Source organism: Grimontia marina (genome assembly GCF_900060185.1).
GTDB classification, from domain to species: Bacteria; Pseudomonadota; Gammaproteobacteria; order Enterobacterales; family Vibrionaceae; genus Enterovibrio; species Enterovibrio marinus.
In genome coordinates, this window is record NZ_FIZY01000008.1 from 62,140 (window position 1) to 86,799 (window position 24,660).

Sequence of the window (24,660 nt, forward strand, 5' to 3'; positions counted from 1 at the left end):
GCATTGCCCTTCACTTTGCGATCACCACCAGTTTTTCGAGTTCATCTGTTGTTAGCTGAAAGCGGTCCTCTTTGTGCTTTAACAAGCAGGTCAGGCTAAGATGCAAACACTCAAGGTTGTCATCCAACGATTTGTACTCCAGCCCTAACAGGGCCTCAGCCCAATCCAGTGTTTCAGCTATTCCCGGCACTTTTTTTAACTCTCTGCGTCTTAACGCTTGGACAAACCGACTAATCTGCTCTGCGAGTCTTATGTCAATGTCCGGTATTCGCGCGACAACAATGGCTAACTCTTCTTGTGCTGTTGGGTAGTCGATATAGTGATACAGACAGCGACGACGTAGTGCATCACTCAAGGTTCTGGTGCCATTAGAGGTTAAAATCACCAAGGGCGAGGACTTTGCTTTTAATGTGCCAATTTCCGGTATCGTGACTTGAAACTCGCCCAAGAGTTCCAGCAGAAAGGCTTCGAACTCTTGATCTGCGCGATCAATTTCATCGATCAACAACACGGAGGGCTCCACCGTCCTCATCGCTTTGAGTAACGGCCTCTCCAACAAATATTTCTCTGCGTAAATTTCGCCTTCAATATCAATATCTTGTTGTTTTTCCAAAAGCCTGATACTGAGGAGCTGACGCTGATAATTCCATTCGTACAATGTCTGACTGACTGAAAGCCCCTCGTAACACTGTAATCGGATCAAAGGGCGACCCAGGCTGGCGGCTATCTGTGTGGCGACCGATGTTTTCCCTACACCCGCCTCCCCCTCCAACAGCAAGGGCCTTTCCAGTTGTTTCATCAATGACAAGCTAAACGCCAGGCTCTTATCGCAAATGTACCCGCCAGCCTTCAATGCATGCCGAATGTCCATCACCGTTTGGGGGAAATCTGTCTCCCGCTGTCCCTGTCTTTCAGTCAATGGCTCTCTCCTCGACATGCTGCATCCAACCGACGATTGCTCGCTGCGCATAGCCTGCTATTTCCCACCAAAGAGACGCTTGATACTGCGCCACAGAAGCCGTATTCCGAAGCTAAACGCATTGACGGATTTGGGGCCTTCTGCGAGACGTTCTTTTGCTTTTTCTGCAGCTTCACCACCGGATAATGCCGTTACCTGATCGGCATAATTTTTCCCAAACTGATCCAGTATTTGATCAGTGACCTGTCCGATCATTCGGCCACCAAACGTCGCAAGCTTTCCTCGGACCTTGACGCGGGCATGGCCATTCAACACCATGCCAGAAGCTGTTTTACGCACGACCGCCACCAGTTTCATCTCTGCTGAAGACGTACCCTTGGTATCTGTGCCCTGTCCTAGCATCACCATTGTCATTGCTGATGGGGACATTTCGAGCACTTCGATATTGCCTTTAAAAGACATGGCCACTGGCCCCAGCTTGACACTGACTTCTCCGTCATAATGCGTTTCGTCAATCTGTGCAGTGATCGATGCACCGGGAATACATGACGCAACTTTGCGTATGTCAGTCAATACTTCCCACCCCATCTCCGGTGGTTGACTCACAGGAAAGTCTTTTACAATCGCCATCCCCCCATCATCCTGCAGATGTTTCATGACAGTATCTTCAAGTGCATTCGTGGTGCTGGCATTGTGGCAGCAGGTTTTTTCGAACGTTTGCTTGTTGGCTTCCTCAACCAGTTTGTTCACATCCGGCGAATCCTCAATCTGGGTCAGTCCCAGTTTTTTCATTTCGCGCCAAGTGCGATAGGCGGTGTGAGGCATATCCATATGTGTCACCCCAAGGTGAGAAAACGCATCGACAACCGCCGAGGTAAAGCAAGGTATACTGCCAACATGGGGTGATTCGGCCACGCCTTTAGCACCAAGAGGATGATGAGGAGAAGGCGTCACGGTATGATCAGTTTCCCATTTCGGCGTTTCTACTGCGGTCGGAATAAAATAGTCCATCAAGGTGTTGCCGAGGATATTACCGTCGGCATCAAACGGTAGCTCTTGCCCGAATGCAACGGCGTAACCCTCTGTCAGACCGCCATGAATTTGTCCTTCAATGATCATGGGGTTGATTCTGGTTCCGCAATCATCAAGCGCATAGAAACGTCTGACTTTGGTCTCTCCCGTCCCTTTATCAATGTCTACCACACAGATGTAAGCACCAAATGGATAGGTGAAATTTGGCGGATCATAGTAATTCACCGCCTCAAGGCCAGGCTCAATACCATTAGGCAATTGACCATACGAGACCGCGGCAATTTCCTTGATGGTTTTTTCCATACCCGGCACGCCTTTGACGGCAAACCTGTCTTCCTGCCACTCAAGGCTGTCTTCAGATACTTCCATCATTGCAGCAGCAAGTTTTCGAGCCTTGGCACGTATTTCTCTCGCCGCTTTTGCAACAGCCGCCGCCGCAACAGGCGTTGAGCGTGAACCGTAGGTACCAAGACCATAAGGTGCAGTATCGGTGTCGCCTTCTTCAATCGTTATCAAATCAGAATCAACACCCAACTCTGTAGCTATGATTTGTGCATAGGTCGTCGCGTGTCCCTGCCCTTGGGAAATCGTCCCCATGCGGGCAATAATACTGCCATCCGGATGCATCCTTATCTCGGCACTGTCAAACATGCCAATACCGAGAATGTCACAATTTCGGGTTGGCCCAGCACCCACGATTTCAGTAAAGGTACATACGCCGATCCCCATCAACTCCCCGTTTTCGCGCTTTACTTTTTGTTCTTCGAGCAGCGCGGGATAGTCGACGGCATCCATCACCTTTTGCAGGGCAAAGTGGTAATTGCCGCTATCGAGTTGCCACCCTAATGCAGTGTCATAAGGAAACTGCTCAGGTTTAACAAAATTTCGCATACGGATTTCGGCGAGGGACACGCCAAGTTTGTGAGCCAGCACATCCATCATTCTTTCAATCACGTAGACGGCTTCTGTCACCCTGAATGAGCATCGATACGCCACTCCGCCTGGGGCTTTATTGGTATACACACCAACCACGTTCAAATAGGCGACGGGAATATCATAAGAGCCGGTGCAGATATTCATGAAACCGGCGGGCCACTTAGTAGGCTGAGCTTGTGAATTAAACGCACCGTGATCACCCAATACGTTGACGCGCAGTGCCTGAATACGCCCCTGCTCGTCGGCCGCAATTTCGCCTGTCATGAAATAATCGCGCGCCCACGCTGTCGTCGACAAATGCTCGGTACGGTTCTCAACGAATTTAACGGGACGTCCAAGTACAATGGAGGCCACAATGGCAACAACATACCCTGGATAAATCCCCACTTTATTGCCAAACCCTCCGCCGATATCTGGTGAAATCACGCGAACCTTACTCTCTGAAATACCTGAGAGCGATGACACAACGGTGCGGACAACATGAGGAGCCTGAGAGGTGACATAGACAGTCAGGTTACCTTTGACCGGGTCAAACGAGGCAACACAACCACAGGTTTCAAGTGGACTTGGATGAACACGCGGGTAATACATGGTTTCTTTGACAGTCACCGGTGCTTTCTCAAAAACCGATTCCGTTCCTTCTTTGTCACCCACATCCCATTCAAAAATTTTATTCGGATGACTTTGCTCAACCTCTCCATGCTCATCCAGCAGATCATCACGGACGATAGGGGCGCCGTCTACCATAGACTGGTAAGGATCAACCAAGGGAGGCAGTATTTCGTATTCCACTTCAACAAGTTCAATGGCATCTGCTGCTATGTATCTGTCATCTGCGATAACTGCAGCGACTTCCTGATATTGAAAGTGGACTTTTTCATCAGCAAGGACGGCCTGCTTGTCAGCAGCAAGCGTCGGCATCCAGTGCAAATTAAGGGGTTTAAGATCCTCGGCAGTAAGAACAGCATGAACGCCAGGTAATGCGAGGGCTTTTTCTTTGTTGATCGAGACAATTCGGGCGTGGGCATACGGGCTACGCACCATATCTACGAAAACCATACCTGGTAGTTTTACGTCATCGACGTACTGCCCCCTACCCTGTACAAATTTTGGATCTTCCTTGCGCTTGCGCGAGCAACCGATGCCCTGAACTCTTTTCGTCACCTCTGAGAGATCGCCTTCTTCGTTGGTGTTTAGATCTTGCATACTCGATACCATCACACTTCCCCTTGTTTGCATCGACCAGAACTCAGTTTGCTTCGCGAAGGTTTTTCCCTGCGGTGATCACTGCTTTCACGATGTTCTGATAGCCAGTACATCTGCATAAGTTGCCTGATAAGCCCCACCTTACTTCTTCTTCAGTTGGGTCTGGGTTTTCTTGTAAAAACCGATAGGCACGCATCAACATGCCCGGTGTACAAAACCCACATTGCAGACCATGCTCTTCAATAAATGCCGCCTGAACCGCATGAAGGCCTTGCTCATCGGCCAACCCCTCAACCGTCACAACATCCTTACCCGCCACCTGAACAGCCAGCACGGTACAAGATTTCATCGATTCTCCGTCGACATCTACCGTGCAAACTCCACAATGACTGGTTTCACAACCAATATGAGTGCCCGTGATACCCACGACTTCCCTCAGTGCGTGAACTAACAATGTGCGCGGATCGATCTCAATTTCTGTCGGTTTTCCATTAAGTCGAAATGAAACAGTGTGCTTTGTCATTCCTGTAATCCTTCAGTAATGTGCCATGCAATGTTTTTAGGGAGATATCGGTTACGTGTATGCGGTATTGGTATGTTTGTTTGGCATCCATATTCACCGACGATTAACCTGCATACTGATGCAACTGTGGCTTATTTTCTCGCGATTGCATCTTGCAACGCACGATGCAGCATCTCGCCAGCCATTGCCGTTTTGTACTCTTCATTTCCACGTTGATCTGCAGCGGGTTCAGTACTTTGCATGGCAAGTTGTACAGCGGCATTTAAGCGTTCAGGGGTAGGCTTGTGTCCCTCCAATACCCACTCTGCCTTACGTGCCCGAAAGGCAGTAGGACCGAGATTGGTCAGAGCAATTCTTACGTCGGAACAAACGTCACCATTGACGTTCAAAGACACAGCACATGCGGCAGTGGCAAAATCACCGGTTTTGCGTTTCAACTTTCTAAATCCCCACTGACGTGCGCCAGCCTGCTTGGAGATCTCAATCCGAGCGAGAATTTCACCTGCGCTAAGGTCGGTAAGATACGTACCGAGGAAAAAATCATTGGCAGCGACAATCCGTTTTCCCTTTTCGCCGACAATGTGAAATGTCGCATCCAGAGCTAGCATTACTGCAGGTTGGTCATTGGCAGGATCCCCATGCGCGATATCACCCCCTATGGTGCCTTTATTTCTCACCTGAGGATCGGCTATCCATTTTGTCGCTTCCATTAAAAGAGGACACAATTCCGCCAAGGGCTCATGGCGCAATATATTGTTTTCAGAAGTCATGGCACCGATGGAAATTACATCGTCGCGGACAGATATTCCTTTCAGTTCTGCGATATTCTGCATATCAATAAGGTGAACCGGCTCGGCAAATCGCATTTTCATCATGGGTAAAAGGCTGTGACCACCTGCTAATAATTTTGCGTCATTACCAAACTTGCGCAACAAATCAAGAGCTTCAGGAATAGACCCTGGGGCGAAGTAGTTAAAGTGCTTAGCTATCATTTACAACTCTCCGTAAGAACGACCCTTATGCAATTAGTGTAGTTAGCTCGTTGATTTCTGTCTAAATCCAAAAATCCAAACGGGCACCAAGTAAAATTGCCTGTTAATACTTACAACACGTCAGCTATCGCTATCGCTCTTCCTCTGCCACTGAAGTGCATTAGATTGACAAATCAATATGTATCTGCAAGCAGACTTGATAAGTAAACTCAGTCTTGTTCCTTAGTTTTAACATTCACAAACATTTAGGCGTGGACAGTACCGTTTTATGCACCAATGGTACATTTTTTGGCTTTTGGCGGTTTGGCATCTCGGTTTATTTATTGAATTATGAAATAAGTTTTTTATTAATATGAATGGACGAAGCACTGATTGAATGGTCTTGATAAAAAATGTTGGCTATCCTTCAACCAACGACATTGCTACACAGGTTCAGGCATTTATTTTACAAAGCCCAGGCAAGTTCCCCAGTGCCGAACAAGTCTCGGCACACTTTCATTGCTCACTAAGAGTCTTAAACCGAAAGCTGTCAGAATCTGGCCAAACTTATCAAAAGGTGTTGGGCAAAACACGTCAAAATCTCGCAGTGAAGTACTTACAGCAGACAAGTATGAAATTTGAAGATATTTCGACACTGGTGGGCTTCTCCGAACCCGCAAACTTTTATAAAGCCTTTAAAAAGTGGACAGGAAGAACTCCGGTTGAATACTGAAATAGCCCAAAGTAAATTGATTGTCCAAGCCTAGCTAGAACGTCATCCTCTCCAGTATTTATAACCGAATGTTAAATATTTCTTCGCAAAAAATGAAAAAAGCCGCTGGCTCTCACCAGCAGCTTTTCTTATTCATTTCTACATTCGTTTGTTACTTTACGAATCCTGCAGCTTGTGAGGCAATCACGAACTCTTCATTGGTTGGATTTCTATTCGTATGGTGTAAACAATCTTAGTTTATTTCCTAGTGAAACTCTTCATCGGGTCACGCTATCAACCCGCCTCGCGATATAAACCCACCATAAAACACCAACGTCAAATTTGCTGATTCGAGCATGTCAATAAAAATGACCGTTCAATGAAAAAATTGTAGTCACTCAGAGATATACATAAAGAACAACATGCTAAATTTATGACATTCTATTCATTTAACGACATGTTCCTCAATTTGCCTCAAAAGCTCCTCGAATCATTAACCTCAGGTCATGAGAAGCATGCATGACTCACACTATCATGCAGCACATTGTATCGTATAATATTGATAATGAAGAACATCCACCCCGCAATTAACATCAATTCGTATTCTGTAACACCTGTAACAAGATATTAAATATAGAGAACCGAATCCAGCCCAAGGAAAGAATGCTTGGAAAATTAGGCAGCGTAACGTTTATATCCCTTTCGACTATTAAGGTGGTAGTCAACAGTGTTTGTGGTTCAGGGAAAGAAGTGATGTACTCAAAGATAGATACGCTTGGAGATGTACTTGCAAGGGCTAGCAAGATTGAAGGAAAGGGTATCTACTTTTCGCATCACAGAGATAGCGCAACTTTTCTGAGTTACACTCAGTTGTGGCACGATGCGAATCAACTCGCCTGCACGTGGCGCAATCTGGGCGTAAAGCCGAAACAGAAAATTGTTTTTCAGCTAGAAGACAACAAAAATTTCGTCACTGCTTTTTGGGCTTCAATCATTGGAGGCTTCATCCCTGTCCCTGTTGCGTATGGCAACACTGATGCCCATTTCAAAAAACTTGATGCCATATTTTCCGTTTTAGAAGAAAGTTGGACAGTCACTGACTCCAGTTCAGAAACGACATTATTTGGCAAAAATCAGCAATCAAAACTCCTTTCTGTCGATATTGACAGTGACAAGGCTCTGCCAAAAATCCATACACCAAACACAACCTCAGACAATTTGGCGTTTATTCAGTTCTCTTCAGGCTCTACAGGTCTGCCAAAAGGCGTCATGTTGAGCCACAAAAACATCATTACAAACAACATCGCCACGATTGAAGCGACAGAGACAACGCAAGCTGATACGACGTTCAGCTGGATGCCATTAACACACGACATGGGTCTAATTGGTTTTCACATCAATCCTATGATGGTGGGTTGTGATCAATACATCATGCCAACAGCCAGCTTTATTCGTGATCCTTTGAGTTGGATTCGAAATGTAAGCGACGCTAGAGCGACCGTTCTATCCTCCCCTAATTTCGGTTACCACTACCTACTAAAGCGGCTTGAAAACAGTAAGAAAAACCCTAACTGGGAACTGAACAATGTCAGGCTCATTTTTAATGGTGCTGAACCCATCAATGTCGATTTGTGCAATGCATTTTTAGACAAACTGAGTGCCTTTAACCTCAAAAGTAACGTGATGTTTCCCGTATACGGACTGGCCGAAGCCACACTGGGAGTGACATTTCCCAAAGCGGGAAAAACCTTGCAAAGCATCACACTCGACAGAGCAACACTTCATATGGGTACAAAAGCCCAAGAAGACAATAACGGGGCTTCCTTTGTTGCTCTGGGCTCACCGATCCCTGGCATGGAAATCAGAATCGTAAAAGGGAGCGAGCACTGCGAAGAGCTAACTGTTGGTGATATTCACATTAAAGGTGACAGCGTCACTCGTGGGTATTTTAACGCGCCAGAAAAAACGGCCGAGACCATTTCTGAAGATGGCTGGCTAGCAACCGGTGATCTTGGATTTATAAAAGATGGCGATCTTTATGTAACGGGTCGAAGCAAAGATCTTATTATCATAAACGGTCAGAATATCTACCCTCATGACCTCGAGCAGTCGCTAGCCACTAGCGAGTTGACACCTTTGGGCTCGGTCGCGGTGGTATCAATCACCCCTTCAAAAGAAACAGCTATGCCAAAGTTGGCTGTCTTCGTTCAGTATCGCGGATCTTTGGAAGCGTTTATAACGGTGAAAACGCACGTTGAATCAACGCTTTCAGCTGAACATGGCATTTTCCCCGATGTGGTCATTCCCATTAAGTTAATTCCGAAAACCACCAGCGGCAAGGTGCAACGTTTTCAACTGAAGCAACGAGCCGAAAAGGGCGAATTCGAACAGATAACCTCAGACATTCAGAATTTAGTCAGTGAGAAACGCAATGATTCTCCGCTAACAGAAACGGAAAATCGACTTTCAGGGTTATGGCAAGAAGTACTTCGTTGCTCCTCGGTACGCAAATCCGACAATTTCTTCGCCAAGGGTGGCAACTCTTTGGATGCAGTGTTTCTGCTTCAGCGAATTTCTCATACATTCGGAATAGAAGTGCCTCAATCAGACCTTCATTCCTATTTAACGCTTGAAACCATGGCGAAAGCCATTGATGACACCGCTTTACAAAAAGACGCCGCGGCTCCCCTCTTCGTACAGGAAACACAAGGCGCGTACGCTTTAACAAAAGCCCAGTTGGCGATGTTTGCCCTATGCCAACGAGACACTCATACGGCTTACAACATCACTGCAGCAGTGTCCATTGAGTCTATTGTCAACCGCTCTCTCATAACCGCGAGTGCCAAATCCGTTTTCAGCAATCATCACCAAGTGTTGGGAGCCAAAATTGAGGTTTTAGATGGCCAGCCTCAATGGGTGTGCGGCGTTAAAAACTCCCTACACGCGATTGGTCAAGAGATTGAGTTTAGAGAAGATACTCCTCTAGAGACACAATTAGAAAACGTTGCAGAACCGTTTTCGATATTAGATGAACGCCTTGTACGCCTCTATTTTGGCTACCATCTCGGAAAGACAGTTTTAATCATTGATTGCCACCACTTGCTTTGCGATGGGCTCTCTCTTCCAAACCTGTTTGATGAATGGGTATCAACGATATGTGGCCAAACCAAACCAAATTCTCAAACCACGAATGCGTTTGCTCACTACGCACGCTATCAATCAGTAACCAACCAACACAAACTGAACTATTGGCAAGCATCCACAAAAACACGACCAGAAGACCTTGTGTGGCCGCTTCAATCCAAAAGGCCTGCAAAACAGGACTTTCAAGGGTTCGCAGCACTCTCGTCGTTCAGTAAAGCCGATACAAAAAAATTGGAAAAGCTGGGAGCAGAAAGTGGTACCAGCCTGCAAAACCTGCTGCAAAATATGTTTCAAATTTGGGTGTCAAAACACTGCGGACAAACACAGTTTTCTATCAGCATCCCCGTTACTCAACGCACGCCTTCATCCATTTTATTGCCGGGGATGTTTGTTGACACTCTGCTCGTTGACGCTCACGTGGATTACTCGCTGTCTGCTAGAGAAAACCTGCGAACTCTTGAGCTTCATATTAAGGAACGACATGACAACCTCATCCCGTTCTCAGACGTAGTCAGTCTGTCTGAAAGCCCAACATCACAGAGCAGGAACGCGCTGTTTGACGTGATGTTCGTATATCAGCCCATTCCAAAACAGTTCATCGACAAAGGATATGAACATATTTCGCTTCATAATGGAGGGGCAAAAGTCGATGTAACACTTTTTGTTCAGCACCAAGCTGGCAAAGGGCTCCAACTCATGTTGGAGGGCTCTCAGTCACTCTTCACTCACGACGCATTGACGGTGATGCTTAATGACTTTGTCGCCACTTTAAATCTTCTGGCGGATCAATCTGGTCGCGAATTAAACGCAGTGCTCTTTGAGGGCCGAAATATCGCCCCCGTGAGCGAAAACACACGGGATTATGACAAGTATCAAACCATCAGTTCATTACTCGATGATTGTGCCAATGCCTATCCTGGCAACATCGCCTTGGTGAATGGCGGGAGTTTCTGGACATATGAGGATGTGTCTGAGACAAGCCACCAAATCTCAAATTCACTCTCTGCAAAGGGCGTAAAAAAGGGGCAAATCGTTGCTGTCATTGGTTCACGCTCTGCCCAGCTACTGCCGCTACTAACAGGAATAAACAGATTGGGGGCCTGTTATGTGCCCATTGACGACAATCTACCTTTACGAAGAAAAGAAAAGATCCTCAAGGCAGCCAGTCCTTCGCTCGTTGTTACTGATACGCCCCCAAACGAGAATCTCAATGCCAACTTGCTTGAGCAGTTCCAACACTGCATGACTTCCGAGCTTGTTGCCGACGTTAGCGCATCAACATCAGCACACGTTGAGTCTCAGGCGATGCCAGATGATTTGGCCTATATCATTTTCACATCTGGCTCTACGGGAGAACCTAAAGGCGTCACGGTGACGAACCAAGGGCTGGCAAACTACCTTCAGTTTGCAAAGAGATATAACAGCGCAATGCCGATGAATATGGCACTGTTCACAAGCATTTCTTTCGACCTTACGGTAACGACTCTTTTTGCGCCACTTTGTACCGCCGGACAATTAGTGCTATCCGCTTCAGACTCGTTATACGACCAACTCGCTGCCGTTCTTTCAGATAGCACGATCAATACGTTAAAGCTTACTCCCGCCCACCTTGATGTGCTCACCACACTCGCGGAGCAAGCAGCGACGCCGACCGAACATCTGACGTGTTTCATTGTTGGGGGTGAGCAACTCAGTACGCCACTTGCACAGCGTGCTCAAACCGTATTTAAAAACGCAAAAATCATAAATGAATATGGACCAACCGAAACAGTCGTTGGCTGTATAACACACACTTACCACACAATAGACAACAGCTATCATGCTGTGCCAATTGGTGAAGCGGCTGACAACGTTTCTATTTACCTGTTAGACAAGGCTGGAAATCAAGTCGAAAACGGGAAGTCCGGTGAGATCTGGATTGGCGGTGATGGTGTTTCGCCAGGTTACTTTAATGACACACAGAAAACTGCTTCAGCATTTATACAGCCCCAATTTACATGCCAAGGAAAACTCTACAGAACTGGCGATATCGCTTACCAAAATTCGCGGAATGAGCTCGTGTATGTCGGTAGAGAAGGAAACCAAGTCCAACTACGCGGGTATCGAATTGAAACGGACGAAGTAGAATCGTTACTTTTGCAAACTAAAGACGTTATCACCGCCTGTGTGCGCGTTTGCAACTTGGCTGAAACACCGCAATTGGTCGCTTTCTACACAGCCGACCAAGATTTAAATAGTCTTCTCGCGCCCTTGTATGACGAGTTACCTGATTACATGGTGCCTCAGTGTGCTATCCGTGTTGAGCACATGCCGCTGACTACCAATGGCAAAATCGACAACAGAGCACTAGAGCTTATCGCACAGCAATACAATGAGAGTCACCTGACTTCCATCGACGAAACAGCCTTTGACGAAAAGGAAACTGCGCTTAAGCACGCTTGGGAGCAGGTACTTAGCCACAATGCTATTTCATTAAGCAGTGACTTTTTCCGTGCCGGTGGTGACTCCATCAAAGCACTGCAAATTGTAGCGCACCTGCGCAGTAACGGGTGGGAGCTGGATACCAGAGAAATTCTCGTTAACCCCACTTTTCAGTCCATGGCGGCAAAATTGAAAGTACTGGAGTCAGAACGACACTACTCGCAAGAAACTCTCGACGGTGATGTAGCACTTACTCCAGCGATGCAGTGGTTCTTTAACCAACAATTTGTTAAACCAGAACACTATCACCAATCCGTGTTGTTAGATGTGCCTATCTCTCTTACTCCCGACCTTTTAGAGAATGCACTCAAGCATATACTCCTCCACCATGATGCGCTCAGATTACGATTTGAAGGGTGCTCGGCGCAGTATCAGCCCCCAGAGACAATTGATAAGTTTCACCTCTCTGTTGGTAGTGAATCAGCCCAAAATACTCTGGTTGCCATTGGCGAAACCGCGAAGCGTGACTTTTCGTTTGATGATGATTGGCTATTCAAAGCGGTTTACGTTAAAAGTTCACAACCCAAGCTTTTGCTGATCGCACATCACCTCATTATTGACGGTGTTTCTTGGCGAATCGTGCTTGAAGACTTGTCGCTTGCGGTAAATAGTTTGCTGAACCAAACAGACATATCCTTGCCATTGAAGTCCGCGAGCCTGCATGACTACCAAGCCCTGCTAGCGACTTCGCTAAATGCCACTTCTGAAACTGACAAACAATATTGGGAAGCCGCGACGGCTTTCCCATTGAACATTGAAAATCCGCCCATTAGCGATAAACCTGCTACACAGACCCAAAAACTGACTATTCCGTCCGACACATTAAAAGAGTTAGATGGAGATATTCACGGCGTTTTCAACACACAAAAGCAGGACCTTCTCCTTGCTTCTCTTGCGATGGCGCTGAAGCCACTTACCTCACAGAGACGTTTTAGCATCGAGGTTGAATCACACGGTAGAGAGTTGGAAGGGATTGATTTGTCGCGCTCTGTCGGTTGGTTCACTGCAATCTACCCCGTTCTGTTCAGCACCATTGATGATGCAAATGCCGTTATCCGCGATGCCAAAGAAGGCACAAGAAACGCGCCTCACTCCGGCTTAACTTACTTAGCCCGCGAGGTCCAACAACAATCCTCAGAAATTCCTGCTTGCAGGTTTAACTACCTGGGCACGTTAAACATGAATGCAGAATCAGAAAACGTTTCGTTGAACTTCGCCCCTACGGGTGTAGATAGCGATGAACAAAACGGAACAACGGCACTCTTCGAATGTGATTGCTGGATTGAGGACGGCGGCTTGGTATTACAGGTCAAAACTGCCTTTTCTAATCCTTCGCCTCACGGCGAAGCACTTCTAAAACGATGGGCAAACGAACTTGATCTGCTAATCACGCACTTAAAACAAGCAAGTGACATCCATTTCACGCCTTCTGATTTTGGCGATGCCGAGTTAAGTCAGGAAGACTTGGACGCATTGTTTTAACGACAAAGGCCAGATCAGTTATACGCGATATCGAACTTCGAGAAAGACAAGGAACAGCAACATGTCAGGAATTGACAAAAGTAACGTCTCAGCCATCCTCCCTCTTTTGCCCTTGCAGGAAGGCTTACTTTTTCATCATATTTCCGATCCTGACAGCCCTGTTTACTTTGAGCAGCTTAGATTAAATGTGAGTGGCGACATTGACATAGACCGCCTTCAATTTGCGTGGAACCGCGTTGTAGAAAACAACGATGCACTCCGCACCGTTTTTCGTTGGCAAGGGATAGATAAGCCCGTTCAAATTGTGCTTAAAAAACGCTCGCTCGATATCGGGCAGATATCGCGCCAACAAGCGAATGACAACACCCTTTCAACACTGAGAAGTCCTTCACGTTTGGATTTGCAATCTCATCCTATTCGTTTGAGTGTTATCGAAAAAGACCCCAATGTTTTTACCCTTGTCCTGAGCTTTCACCACATTCTTCTAGATGGCTGGAGCAGTGCGCTGATTCTGAAATCCTTGCTGGGCCTCTACAAGAACACAGCGTTAACACTGGAGAAGACCGCGTCGACCAAAGATATACACGAGGCGTGGAAGAAAGCCGATACCAATAAAGCCCTCAATTGGTGGAAAACGTCAACATCAAATGCCGAAGTGAATCGACCATTACCAAAACGTACGCTGGAGGTATTGGATGTCAAAAGCCGTTCAGTTTCAGACAATAAAATTGTGCTCCCCATTTCGAGCCCAATACAGGCACGAATAGAGGCCCTCACTGAAAAAGAAGGCGTTACTCCGGCAGCAATATTTCACGCAGTGTTCTCGTTATGCCTGCGCTTCTACCAGAATCAAAAAAACCTAACATTTGCAACGACAGTGTCGGGGAGAAATCTCCCGGTACTCAATATTGCTGATACGGCAGGGTTATTTATCAATACCCTGCCCTTTTGTGCCGAATTGGAAATGACCATGCCATTTTCTGATTGGGTTAAAAAAGTTCAGCTGCAATTGGCGGGCATTAATGAACACAGTTCTGTCGCGTTAAAGGACGTTCATACCCTTACCGCAATCCCTCAAAATGCCAGACTGTTTGACAGTTTGTTGGTCGTTGAAAATTACCCTCTCGACACCACAATAGCGGACGGAACAGGGTTCAGTATTCAGTCCGTGGAAACAACAGAAGAAACTGATTTCGACCTTACGCTCGCCATCACCCAGATGAACGGATACGAATGTAATCTGATTACTCAATCTGGCAAATTCGACCCAAGTTTTGGCCACGTCTTTTTAGCACACTTTTCTACCCTGCTTGAAAATGCAGTGTCCGAGCCTACGCGCCAGCTCAAAAGCTTATCTCCCGTTGAAAGACGCACGACTGATTCGACAATAGCGCGCCCTGAATACAGCAGCGACTTGGTCACGCAACTCAAACTCGCCGTTGATAATTTTGGAGAGCGCACAGCCCTGTCAAACCCTGAACAGTCCATCACTTATCAGGAACTCGATAAATTAAGCAATAAGGTCGCCGCCGGTCTCGCCAGTATGGGGATTCGAAAAGGCGATGTTGTCGGAATCAGCTTACCCAGAGGCACCGACATGGTGTTGGCGATTTGGGGTGTACTAAAAGCCGGTGCCGCCTACCTGCCTATTCTTCCTGACTTACCGAAGAAACGTTCTGCTTTCATGATGGAGGACACGGGAGCCAAGCTTTGTATCGTATCAGGGAAATCACCACTCGCTAGCACTCATTCGCTAGCAGACGTCAACGACCTTCTGGGGACGGAAGGTGACGCGCCGTCAGTTAGCATTGACAGCAGTGACACCGCTTACATCATCTACAGCTCAGGTTCAACAGGACAGCCCAAAGGTATTCTCACGCCGCATGGTGCCGTTGCAGGTTTCGCCGCGTCTCCCACCTACGTAGAGATATCGGAAAATGATCGCGTATTGCAGCTCTCTTCCTACGGTTTTGACGGTTCGGTGTTCGATATTTTCACAACCTTATGCAACGGTGCAGAGCTCGTTCTTTTAGATGAAGCCTTACTGTCAGATCTCAATGCGTTGACCGATTACATTTCGGACCAGAATATTTCCATCTTCTTTGTCACTACGGCGTTGTTTAACGCACTGGTTGACACCAATCTCTCTGCCTTGGAGCAAGTAAATCGGATTCTGTTCGGTGGGGAAAAAGTCTCAGTTCCGCATGTAAAAAAGGCGTTTAGAAAGCTGGGGCCAAATAAACTTGTTCATGTGTATGGCCCGACAGAGACCACTGTTTTTGCTGCCGCGTATCCTATCCAGGCTACGCAATTGGTCAATGGAACGATCCCAATTGGCTCGGCCATCAATGATTCTACTTTCCATGTCCTTGACGTTGACCAGCTACCCTGTCTTCCGGGTGTACCGGGAGAGCTTTATATCGGTGGTCCCGCACTGGCCAAGGGGTATTTAAACCGTCCCGACTTGACGCAAGAACGTTTCACAAACGTACCCCATACCCAAGACTGGGCATATCGTACCGGCGATGAAGTTGTAGAAACAGAAAATGGCGTGCTCATTTTCAACTCGCGTTTAGACTCCCAAGTGAAGATTCGGGGGCTTCGTATTGAACTCGGCGAAATAGCATCACAACTTATTGATGTAACAGGCGCATCTGATGTCTATGTGGCGGTTCAAGGCAACGATTCAGGCAACGGCTATATCATCGCCTACCTGTGCCAAAACGAGATGCCAAACAAGGAAGAGATCACTGCTGAGCTGGCTGAATTTTTACCCCGATACATGCTGCCTCAACACTATATCCGTCTCGATAGGCTTCCTCTAACCGCGAACAACAAAGTCGATCTTAACGCGCTCCCGATGCCGGAAACAGAAAGGTCTGGTGAGCAAGTGCTGCCAAAAACGGAAACCGAAGCTAACCTGCTTGCGATTTGGCAGAAAGTGTTGGTTCAACCCACGCTTTCGGTGACCGATGACGTATTTAATTTTGGTGCAAATTCTATCGCTTTCAGCCGTGTATCGGCTCAAATGCAGAAGCACTTCGGTAAACAACTCGACATAAAAACCTTGTTTTCGAGCACTACCGTTAGAGAGCAGAGCCATTTGCTTGACACGCAACGCGAGGAAAACACGCTGGGGAATATAGAACGCAATGCATCGCTCAACGCGATTCCCGCCACCTCTATCCAAGCGGGTCTGTATACCCAAGCTCAAATGCAACCCGGCAGCACAGCGTATAACATGCCAATCGCTTTTTCATTGCAGGGCGAAACAACGACAGACCAAATCTCTGTTGCTTTCGAACGCGTTTGTCAACGTCATCCTGTGCTCTTCTCTCGCTTCCATTACGATGCTGACCAGTTATGCCAAACCGCCAAGGTTACCCCTCTTTCTGCTCGCCAATATGACGCCGAAATGCCTTTTGAAGATTGTTGGAAAGACTTTGTTCAGCCGTTTGATCTCGCTGATGGCAAGCTGGTTAGATTAGGCTTACAAGCATTGGAGAATAAGCATCGAATATATATCGACATCCACCATATCGTCGCAGATGGTGTATCCATCCTTGTACTGATCAACCAATTCCTTGATCAACTGGAAGGCAATACTAGTGCAGTTGTAGAACCAGAAGTACGCTTTGGCGATTATGCTGTTTGGCAAGCAAGCGACACAAATCAAAGCCGCATCAAACACCAAAAAGACTTCTGGCAAAACACGCTTGTTGATATCCCACCGCGTCTTGACTTGATTACTGACTTCCCGCGCCCAGACAAAAGAACATTTATGGGAGAGCAGTTCACGTTCGATTTTGACGCTGAAGTGTCAGAGGAAATTCGCGCCACCTCTAACGCAAAGGTAAGCGTCAACACCCTGTTTTTCACTGCATTTCATCTTGTCTTGGCCAAATACAGCCAGCAAGCGGATTTCTGCTCATCCATTCTGAGCACAGGGCGAACGCATCACCAAACGCAGGAAATGGTTGGAATGTTCAACAACTTCCTCCCTGTTTCTTTTAGCTGTGAAGCCAATCAAAGCGTACAAGAACTCCTCGAGGGTCAACAAGAACGACTTCTTGAAGCGTTACAAAACCAAGATTTCCCTTATCACGATATGGTGTCCAATTGGTCTCAACCAGAGCCTGGCAGAAATCCCTATTTTGATACCATGTTCGTTTTTCACAACCAACTTTCAACGGCCGAAGCACTGAAGACAAACGCCTTCTTACTCGAGAAGCTCGACACGCCATCACATTTTGCCAAACTTGATCTAAAACTCGATATTTATCCGTCTAGTACACAAGGCTATACCGCCACGATTGAGTTCAGCACAGAGCTATTTAAGGGTGAAACGATCACATCTCTCGCTCAGCAATTTCAGTTTGTTATCCGACAGATTATCTCTGATGCTAACACCCTTGTAAGAGACATCACGCTTGTCGAAGAAAACGAGAAGCAGAAACTCTTAGAAACCTTTAATGACACCTATGTAGATCGACATGTCGCTTTACCACTGATCGAAAGGTTTGAGCAACGGGTTCTTGAGCAGCCTGGGGCAATTGCAATATCCTCGAAAGAGGGCGTCTTTACTTGGTCGGCGTTCAACAGAAAGGTAAATAGACTCGCGCACTATTTGCGAGAGGACGGCGTTGGACCAGAGTCAATAGTTGCCGTTCAAGTACCCCGCAGTTTGGACATGATGGTCGCACTTTTTGCCATCACAAAAGCAGGTGGTGCTTGGCTACCCATTCACCTTGATAACCCAGAACAACGCACGCAATACATTCTTGATGACAGTGATGCCATTTTGCATTTGCATTGGGCATCCCCTCTTTCGGCATCCCCATGTCGCTCCATAGACTTGCATACCCTAGACACGTCTGGTTTTAGCGAAACCAACCCAGATAGGCTTCATTCGCCTGCAAACCTTGCTTACGTTATCTATACATCTGGCTCAACCGGTGAACCCAAGGGTGTACTCATTGAACATGATGCATTGGTAAATCGCCTCGATTGGATGCAAGCTCACTACCCAATTTCAAAGTCCGACACCGTTTTGCAAAAAACACCTTACACGTTTGACGTTTCAGTCTGGGAGCTTGTGTGGTGGTCGTTTACCGGTGCTCGTCTATTCCTCCTCGGGCAAGGCGAAGAAAAAGATCCCCAGTTGATAAGTAAAGCGATCGACGAAGAAGACATTACGTGTATCCACTTCGTGCCGTCGATGTTAAGTGAGTTTCTCTCTACGCTATCAGAGCCTAGCGCGAAGACGCCACATTCACTCAAGCAGGTATTTACCAGTGGTGAAGCACTCACTTATACCCAGGCTTCCGATTTCCAAAAACGCGTCCATGAACCGACTGGTGCGACGTTGCACAATCTTTATGGTCCAACAGAAGCAACGATTGATGTTTCCTATTTCGATTGCGTCTCCACCGAACTCCCGAATGCTATTCCAATCGGGAAGCCTATCGACAACACCACGCTCCTCGTTCTCGATCAGCATCTGCAACTTTGCCCGATAGGTATCGCTGGTGAGCTATATATTGGCGGTGACAACCTTGCACGCGGTTACCTCAACAAACCACGCCTTACTGCAGAACGGTTTATTAGTAACCCGTTCGGAGACGGACGTTTATACAAAACCGGAGACAAGGCACGCTGGAAAGCATGTGGCAACATCGAATATTTGGGTCGACTGGACCATCAGGTAAAAATTCGCGGCCAGCGTATTGAAACAGGAGAAATTGAGTCCGCTCTCTCACAAATAACGAATGCGTGTCATGTTGGCACCTATTCAGACGCGAACAACGAACTTCAGCTAGCCGCTTGGTATGTACCGGCGCCCTCTCACAGCCTTTCAAACCAAGAGTTAAGACACTATCTGTTGACTCAATTGCCTTCATACATGGTGCCATCGGCTTTTGTACCGTTAGACAACATGCCTTTGACCGGAAACGGAAAGCTCGACCGAAAAGCTCTCCCCGTTCCTCAGCTCAGCAGTACCTTCGTGGCCCCCGTCAATCGCACGGAGGCGAGGCTGGCAAACATCATTGAGCACATTCTAAAACGGGAAAAAGTGGGTCGGGAGGATGATTTCTTTTTAATTGGCGGGCACTCGCTATCTGCCACCCGACTCATGGCGAAAATTCGAGAAGAGTGGAATATCGCCATACCATTGAGCGACATCTTTGCGTACCCAGTTGTCCAGGCACTGGCAACACAGATAGAGCAAGCCTCCCCGACTGATGTCGCGGTAATAGCAAAACAGCCAATTGAAGAACAAAAGGTGCTTTCTTTTGGCCAACAACGTATGTGGTTAGTCGACAAGATCGACCACACAAAAGGACGCTACAACATCCATACAAGACTCCAGCTCAATGGCGTTCTTGATGTTATGGCGTTAGAAAAAGCGATTCAACGCACCTTAGCGCGCCATGATGTACTGCGAACTGTTTATACCGCAAATGATGGCACTGTCGCGCCAGTTATTCACAATAACCTTGGTTTTGAACTCACCATCACGCACCACAGCACGTTAAATAACGAAGCACATCAGGCTGCGCTAAATGCACTATCGGAAGTTGAGAGCACTTACGCTTTTGACTTGGCGACAGAAACACCTCTGAGAGCCCAGCTAGTCATCGTCGCTGATGACAATCACACACTGCTACTCACCATGCATCACATCGCGTCTGATGGATGGTCTCTGGGTGTGTTGACTCAAGAAATTGGTGCGCACTATCGAGACATCACGAGTGGCCACTCTACCCCCCTAGAACCGCTTGAGATCCAATATTCAGACTATGCAAACTGGCAGCGTGAATTTGAAAACAGTGATGCATTTGCCCGTCAAAAAGACCATTGGTTGACGTCTCTCGACGGCTTACCCGAATGTCACGCACTAACACTGGATTCGGCAAGACCTGCAGTGCAGACATATCGTGGAGATCGATACACAAGGTCACTACCTTCGTCCTTAACTGATGCGGTGTATTCCTACGCAAAGGAATCAGGTTCCACCGCCTTCATGGTGCTTCAAACCGCATTCAGTTTACTTATTAGCAAGTACTCAAATGAATCAGACATTGTGATGGGTACCCCCATCGCAAACCGCGAACAAACCGGTGTCGAAGAGCTTATCGGTTTTTTCGTCAACACCCTTGTTCTTCGTTCTGATATCGACGCTTCCCGCACTTTTTCTGAGCAGTTGAAAAAGAACAAACAGGTACTTTTAAACGCATACGCCAATCAGCAATACCCATTTGAACAGCTTGTTGATGAACTGTCGCCTTCACGAAGTCTCAGCCATCATCCTTTGTTCCAAATTATGATGGTGATGCAGAATCAGGATATTTCGTTTCCGACTATCGATAATCTTACGATCACCGCTGATGATGTTCCGTCATCCGTGGCGAAGTTCGATCTGCTATTAGACGTAGCAGAAACGGATAACTCATTAAGATTCCATTGGGATTACGCTGCCGATTTATTTACCCAAGATACAATCAAACAAATGGCAACGCACTTTGAACAATTGTTGTTCAGTGTTTTGGAGCAGCCAAACGCTCGTCAATCAACATTCAGCCTTTTAACTCAAGAAGAGCAAACACGCGCATCTGATGCTCTGCGAAAAGCCTGTTCGTTAGAGGTAGGAAGCCAAGACGCCATCGTTCAGCGCTTTGAAGACACGGTTCGACGCTTCCCTAAACATATTGCTGTTTCATTCGACAATCAGACAATCAGCTACGAAGCATTGGATGCATCTGCCAGTCAGCTTGCACACCTTCTGGTCGAACTCGGTGTCTCGATAGACAAGAAAGTTGCGTTGATTGCTGAGCCGGGCTTCGACATGATCATTTCCATTCTGGCCGTATTGAAATCTGGTGCTGCATACGTCCCGGTAGACCCTCATTCCCCAGAGCAGCGCATTCAGCATATTTTGTCAGACTGCGATGCCTCACTCGTACTAAAAGCAACAGAACTCGAAACACCGAAACTATCTGTTCCGACAGTGGAGCTCAACGCGGAAGACACTCACGCGAGATTGCAAAATTTCCCTAAGCACTTCCAGTCTTGCGTCGCGAAGGACCAGCTTGCCTACGTCATTTATACCTCTGGCTCAACCGGCTTACCAAAAGGTGTTCAGGTAACGCACGAGAACGTGATTCGTCTATTTGACAGTACATCAACGGAATTTGACTTCAACGAGCATGACGTTTGGACCCTATTCCACAGCTTTGCGTTTGACTTCTCCGTTTGGGAGATATGGGGCGCACTCTTAAAAGGTGGGAAGCTAGTTATCGTCCCTTCAATGGTGGCGCGCTCTCCAAGCGATTTCCGCCAACTACTCAGCTCAGAAAATGTCACGGTCCTCAATCAAACGCCAAGTGCTTTTAATCAGCTCATCGAGGCAGACAAAAAGGTCGAACAACCTCTTTCACTTCGTTTTGTCATTTTTGGTGGTGAAGCCCTGACCTTAAGCGCGCTAAAACCTTGGATTGAAAAACACCCTCTCAAAGATACTGCGCTGATTAACATGTACGGAATTACAGAAACAACCGTGCATGTTACCTATAAATCGCTGACTGAAAACGATATTAACCATGCCAAGCAGAGCTTGATTGGCAGTCCAATCAGTGATTTGTATATTTATATTCTTGATGAAAGTCAGGCGTTGCAACCCACTGGCGTACCCGGAGAAATGTACGTAGGCGGTGCTGGAATTTCCAGGGGTTACTTAAACAGACCTGAGTTAAATCAGTCTCGATTCATACAAGACCCTTACAGCCCTGATAAAACCTTGTACCGAACAGGAGATCGCGCTCGCCAACTTGCAAGTGGTGAATTGGAATATCTAGGTCGATGCGACCAGCAAGTGAAAATTCGTGGATTTCGCATTGAGCTTGGTGAGATTGAACATCAATTGCTTGCCATTGACGGGGTTTCTGAAGCGGTGGTTGTCGCAGAAGAGAACTCCATCAGTGCCTTCGTTGTTTCGTCAGAACCACGAACGCGTTCTGAGTATAAAAATGCGCTTGCACAGCATTTACCTACCTATATCCTGCCAGCGTCTTTTACTGAGCTAGAGAGCATTCCACTCACCATTAATGGGAAGGCCGACAAGAACAAGCTACTTGCGATGAAATCCTCGGTCACCTCAGGCATAAACGTTACCCATGCCGAAACTGAGACCGAGCGAAAACTTGTCGAGATATGGCAAAGCTTGTTAGACGCTAAAGACGTCAGTGTGACTGAGAACTTCTTCGACCTTGGCGCCAACTCTTTACTTATCGTTCAGGCGCATAGTCGCATTGATTCTGACTTCCCAGATATTGTTCGCGTCACCGATCTATTTAGCCATACGTCAATTCGCGCGTTAGGCCACTTCATTGATGGCCAAAACAACAAGGTCACTTTACCCGCGACTACTTTGCCACACACAATGTTCCAACGCAGTGCAGGCAGAACGATCACCACACTCAAAGCCAATTATCCAAAAAACGCAGTGGAAGTATTGTCCGCTGCCATATCCAATAGCCCAGCGTCTTTATTGGCGGGTCAAGCGAGCATTTTTGCTTACCTTCTGGCGCAATTAAATAAGCAACATAATGTCAATTTCACTTACGCACTCAACAGTACGCAGTTGGTGCCTTTTGCCATCGATTTAGCAAATTCAAATTCCATTGGTGACATGGTTGAGGAAACAAACAAGAAACTGGTTGAATTGGCTGCGACCCAAGTGGGTTTTGACACGGCACTGCCCGAACCCTCTCAAGCACACATCTTGCTTAAAGGTGAACACGCTGACGTGTCTTCAGACGTCTTACAAGAGTTTGATTTAGTACTGACACTTCCAGAGCATTCAGAGAGCACCTCTCTGTCATTGAGCTTCGATGCAGGGCGACTACAAAAAGAGCAGTTGAATAACGTCTTAAGTACGTACTTAAAGCTGTTTGTGTACAGCACAGAGCAGTTAGCAGGAGCAGGCAGTGTTAAGTAATCGATTTATCGTTGCCGGTGGCCTTTTTAGCTCCCAGTTTGCTACAGGTAGCCTGTCCTTTGCGATAAGCCTGTATCTGTTGGATGCAACGCAATCTGCTTTATTGTTCTCTATGGCTGTCGGGGCGTCCTTTGTCCCCTCGGTGGTCATTAGCTTGCTAAGTGGTGTTTGGGTAGACAAGTGGAACAAAAAGCGGGTCGTTTGCCTTTGCGATTTTTGTACTGGCCTAATCGCTCTCGCTTTCGTGTTAACCGTCAGCTACGCCGATAACTTAAATACATTGCTGTTCTACATCGTATGCGTTGCGAGTGTGCAGGCGTTACTCACGCTCGCATTCAACAGTGCATTGCCCGAGTTGTTCCCCGCCGACGTGTTACCATCAGCTAACGGCCTTGTTCAATCCGTTTCAGCTGTCACGCGGATCGTAGCACCCATATCAGGTGCGCTCTTGTATGCAAACATTTCGCTGAATCTCATATTCATAATTTCCGGCGCGATATATTTTGTTTCCGCTGTCGCTCAATTAAACCTCCGCTTTACCGAGAAAAAGAGCGAAGAATCGACGATTAACAAAGATTACATCAGTGCCCAACGCGAAGCGTTCGACTACGTTAAGCAGCACCCCTCTATTCGTTTTTTCCTCGTCTTCGAAATTTTACTCAATGGTCTCTACCTGCCATTGGTTCTGGTCGCCATGCCTTTCATCATTTATCAGGTCTTGGGTGTCAGCCCTCTCCAGCTATCACTTGTTGAAGCATCCATGGCTATTGGAACCATTATTGGTGCATTGATCGCGAGCAAAAAAGCCGTTCAAAAAACAGCGATACGGTATTTCTGTTTACTGCTCATTCCTCAAGCCCTTCTCATCCTTGTATGGCTATTTCCATTTCCCCAGCAAGCGAATGCCATGCTGATTACGAGCTTTTTTGCCGCAACGTTTGTCGTGTTGGCTTGCTTAAACACCGTACAGAACATTCCCGTGCTTTCACAATTTCAACGCACTGTCCCTCAGCACATGCTTGGCCGATTGTTTGGTCTTTTCTTCGCGCTACTTAACCTCGCGGTACCCGCTGGTATTTGGTTGGTGGGCAGCTTGTTAACCGCAGAGAACTGGCATCAGGTCATCGTTTTTAGTGCAGCTCTTATGGTGCTATTGGGCATTTTCGGGAATAGAAACAAAGGCTTTCATGCGTTTGTTAACGACGAAAGCCCCGCGACAAAAGAGTATGCGACAACACCTGAACACTAAAATAAAAC

8 protein-coding genes are annotated in these 24,660 nt (G+C 47.0%); 4 read left to right on the forward strand and 4 right to left on the reverse strand.

The annotated features are described in order from the left end of the window. Positions 1-10 precede the first annotated feature (10 nt). From GMA8713_RS06185 to GMA8713_RS06200, 4 genes are all read right to left on the reverse strand, one after another. Positions 11-919: an AAA family ATPase gene (locus GMA8713_RS06185; RefSeq protein ID WP_198159459.1), complete on the reverse strand. Its 909-nt coding sequence runs from the start codon at positions 917-919 to the stop codon at positions 11-13. 57 nt (positions 920-976) lie between these two features. Beyond that, positions 977-4,093: an aerobic carbon-monoxide dehydrogenase large subunit gene (locus tag GMA8713_RS06190; RefSeq protein WP_084387668.1), complete on the reverse strand. Its 3,117-nt coding sequence runs from the start codon at positions 4,091-4,093 to the stop codon at positions 977-979. A gap of 43 nt (positions 4,094-4,136) precedes the next feature. Continuing rightward, the gene (locus tag GMA8713_RS06195; RefSeq protein ID WP_062706900.1) at positions 4,137-4,616 is read right to left on the reverse strand and encodes a (2Fe-2S)-binding protein; all 480 of its coding nucleotides are present in this window, start codon (positions 4,614-4,616) and stop codon (positions 4,137-4,139) included. Positions 4,617-4,747: 131 nt separating this feature from the next. Continuing rightward, on the reverse strand, positions 4,748-5,608 hold the full coding sequence (locus tag GMA8713_RS06200) for an FAD binding domain-containing protein (RefSeq protein ID WP_062706901.1): 861 nt from the start codon (positions 5,606-5,608) through the stop codon (positions 4,748-4,750). A gap of 376 nt (positions 5,609-5,984) precedes the next feature. Here GMA8713_RS06200 and GMA8713_RS06205 point away from each other — a divergent pair, with 376 nt between their 5' ends. The 4 genes from GMA8713_RS06205 to GMA8713_RS06220 all read left to right on the forward strand — a co-directional run bounded on the left by GMA8713_RS06205 (position 5,985) and on the right by GMA8713_RS06220 (position 24,652). Then, positions 5,985-6,320, forward strand: a complete 336-nt coding sequence (locus tag GMA8713_RS06205) for a helix-turn-helix domain-containing protein (RefSeq protein ID WP_062706903.1) — start codon at positions 5,985-5,987, stop codon at positions 6,318-6,320. A 732-nt stretch (positions 6,321-7,052) separates the two neighbouring features. Beyond that, the gene (locus GMA8713_RS06210; RefSeq protein WP_062706906.1) at positions 7,053-13,406 is read left to right on the forward strand and encodes a non-ribosomal peptide synthetase; all 6,354 of its coding nucleotides are present in this window, start codon (positions 7,053-7,055) and stop codon (positions 13,404-13,406) included. A gap of 61 nt (positions 13,407-13,467) precedes the next feature. Further along, on the forward strand, positions 13,468-23,403 hold the full coding sequence (locus GMA8713_RS06215) for a non-ribosomal peptide synthetase (protein WP_062706908.1): 9,936 nt from the start codon (positions 13,468-13,470) through the stop codon (positions 23,401-23,403). Further along, a complete protein-coding gene (locus GMA8713_RS06220) occupies positions 23,393-24,652 on the forward strand; it encodes an MFS transporter (RefSeq protein WP_062706910.1) in 1,260 nt (419 codons plus the stop codon). Before GMA8713_RS06215 ends, GMA8713_RS06220 begins: the two co-directional genes overlap by 11 nt. Positions 24,653-24,660: the final 8 nt, after the last annotated feature.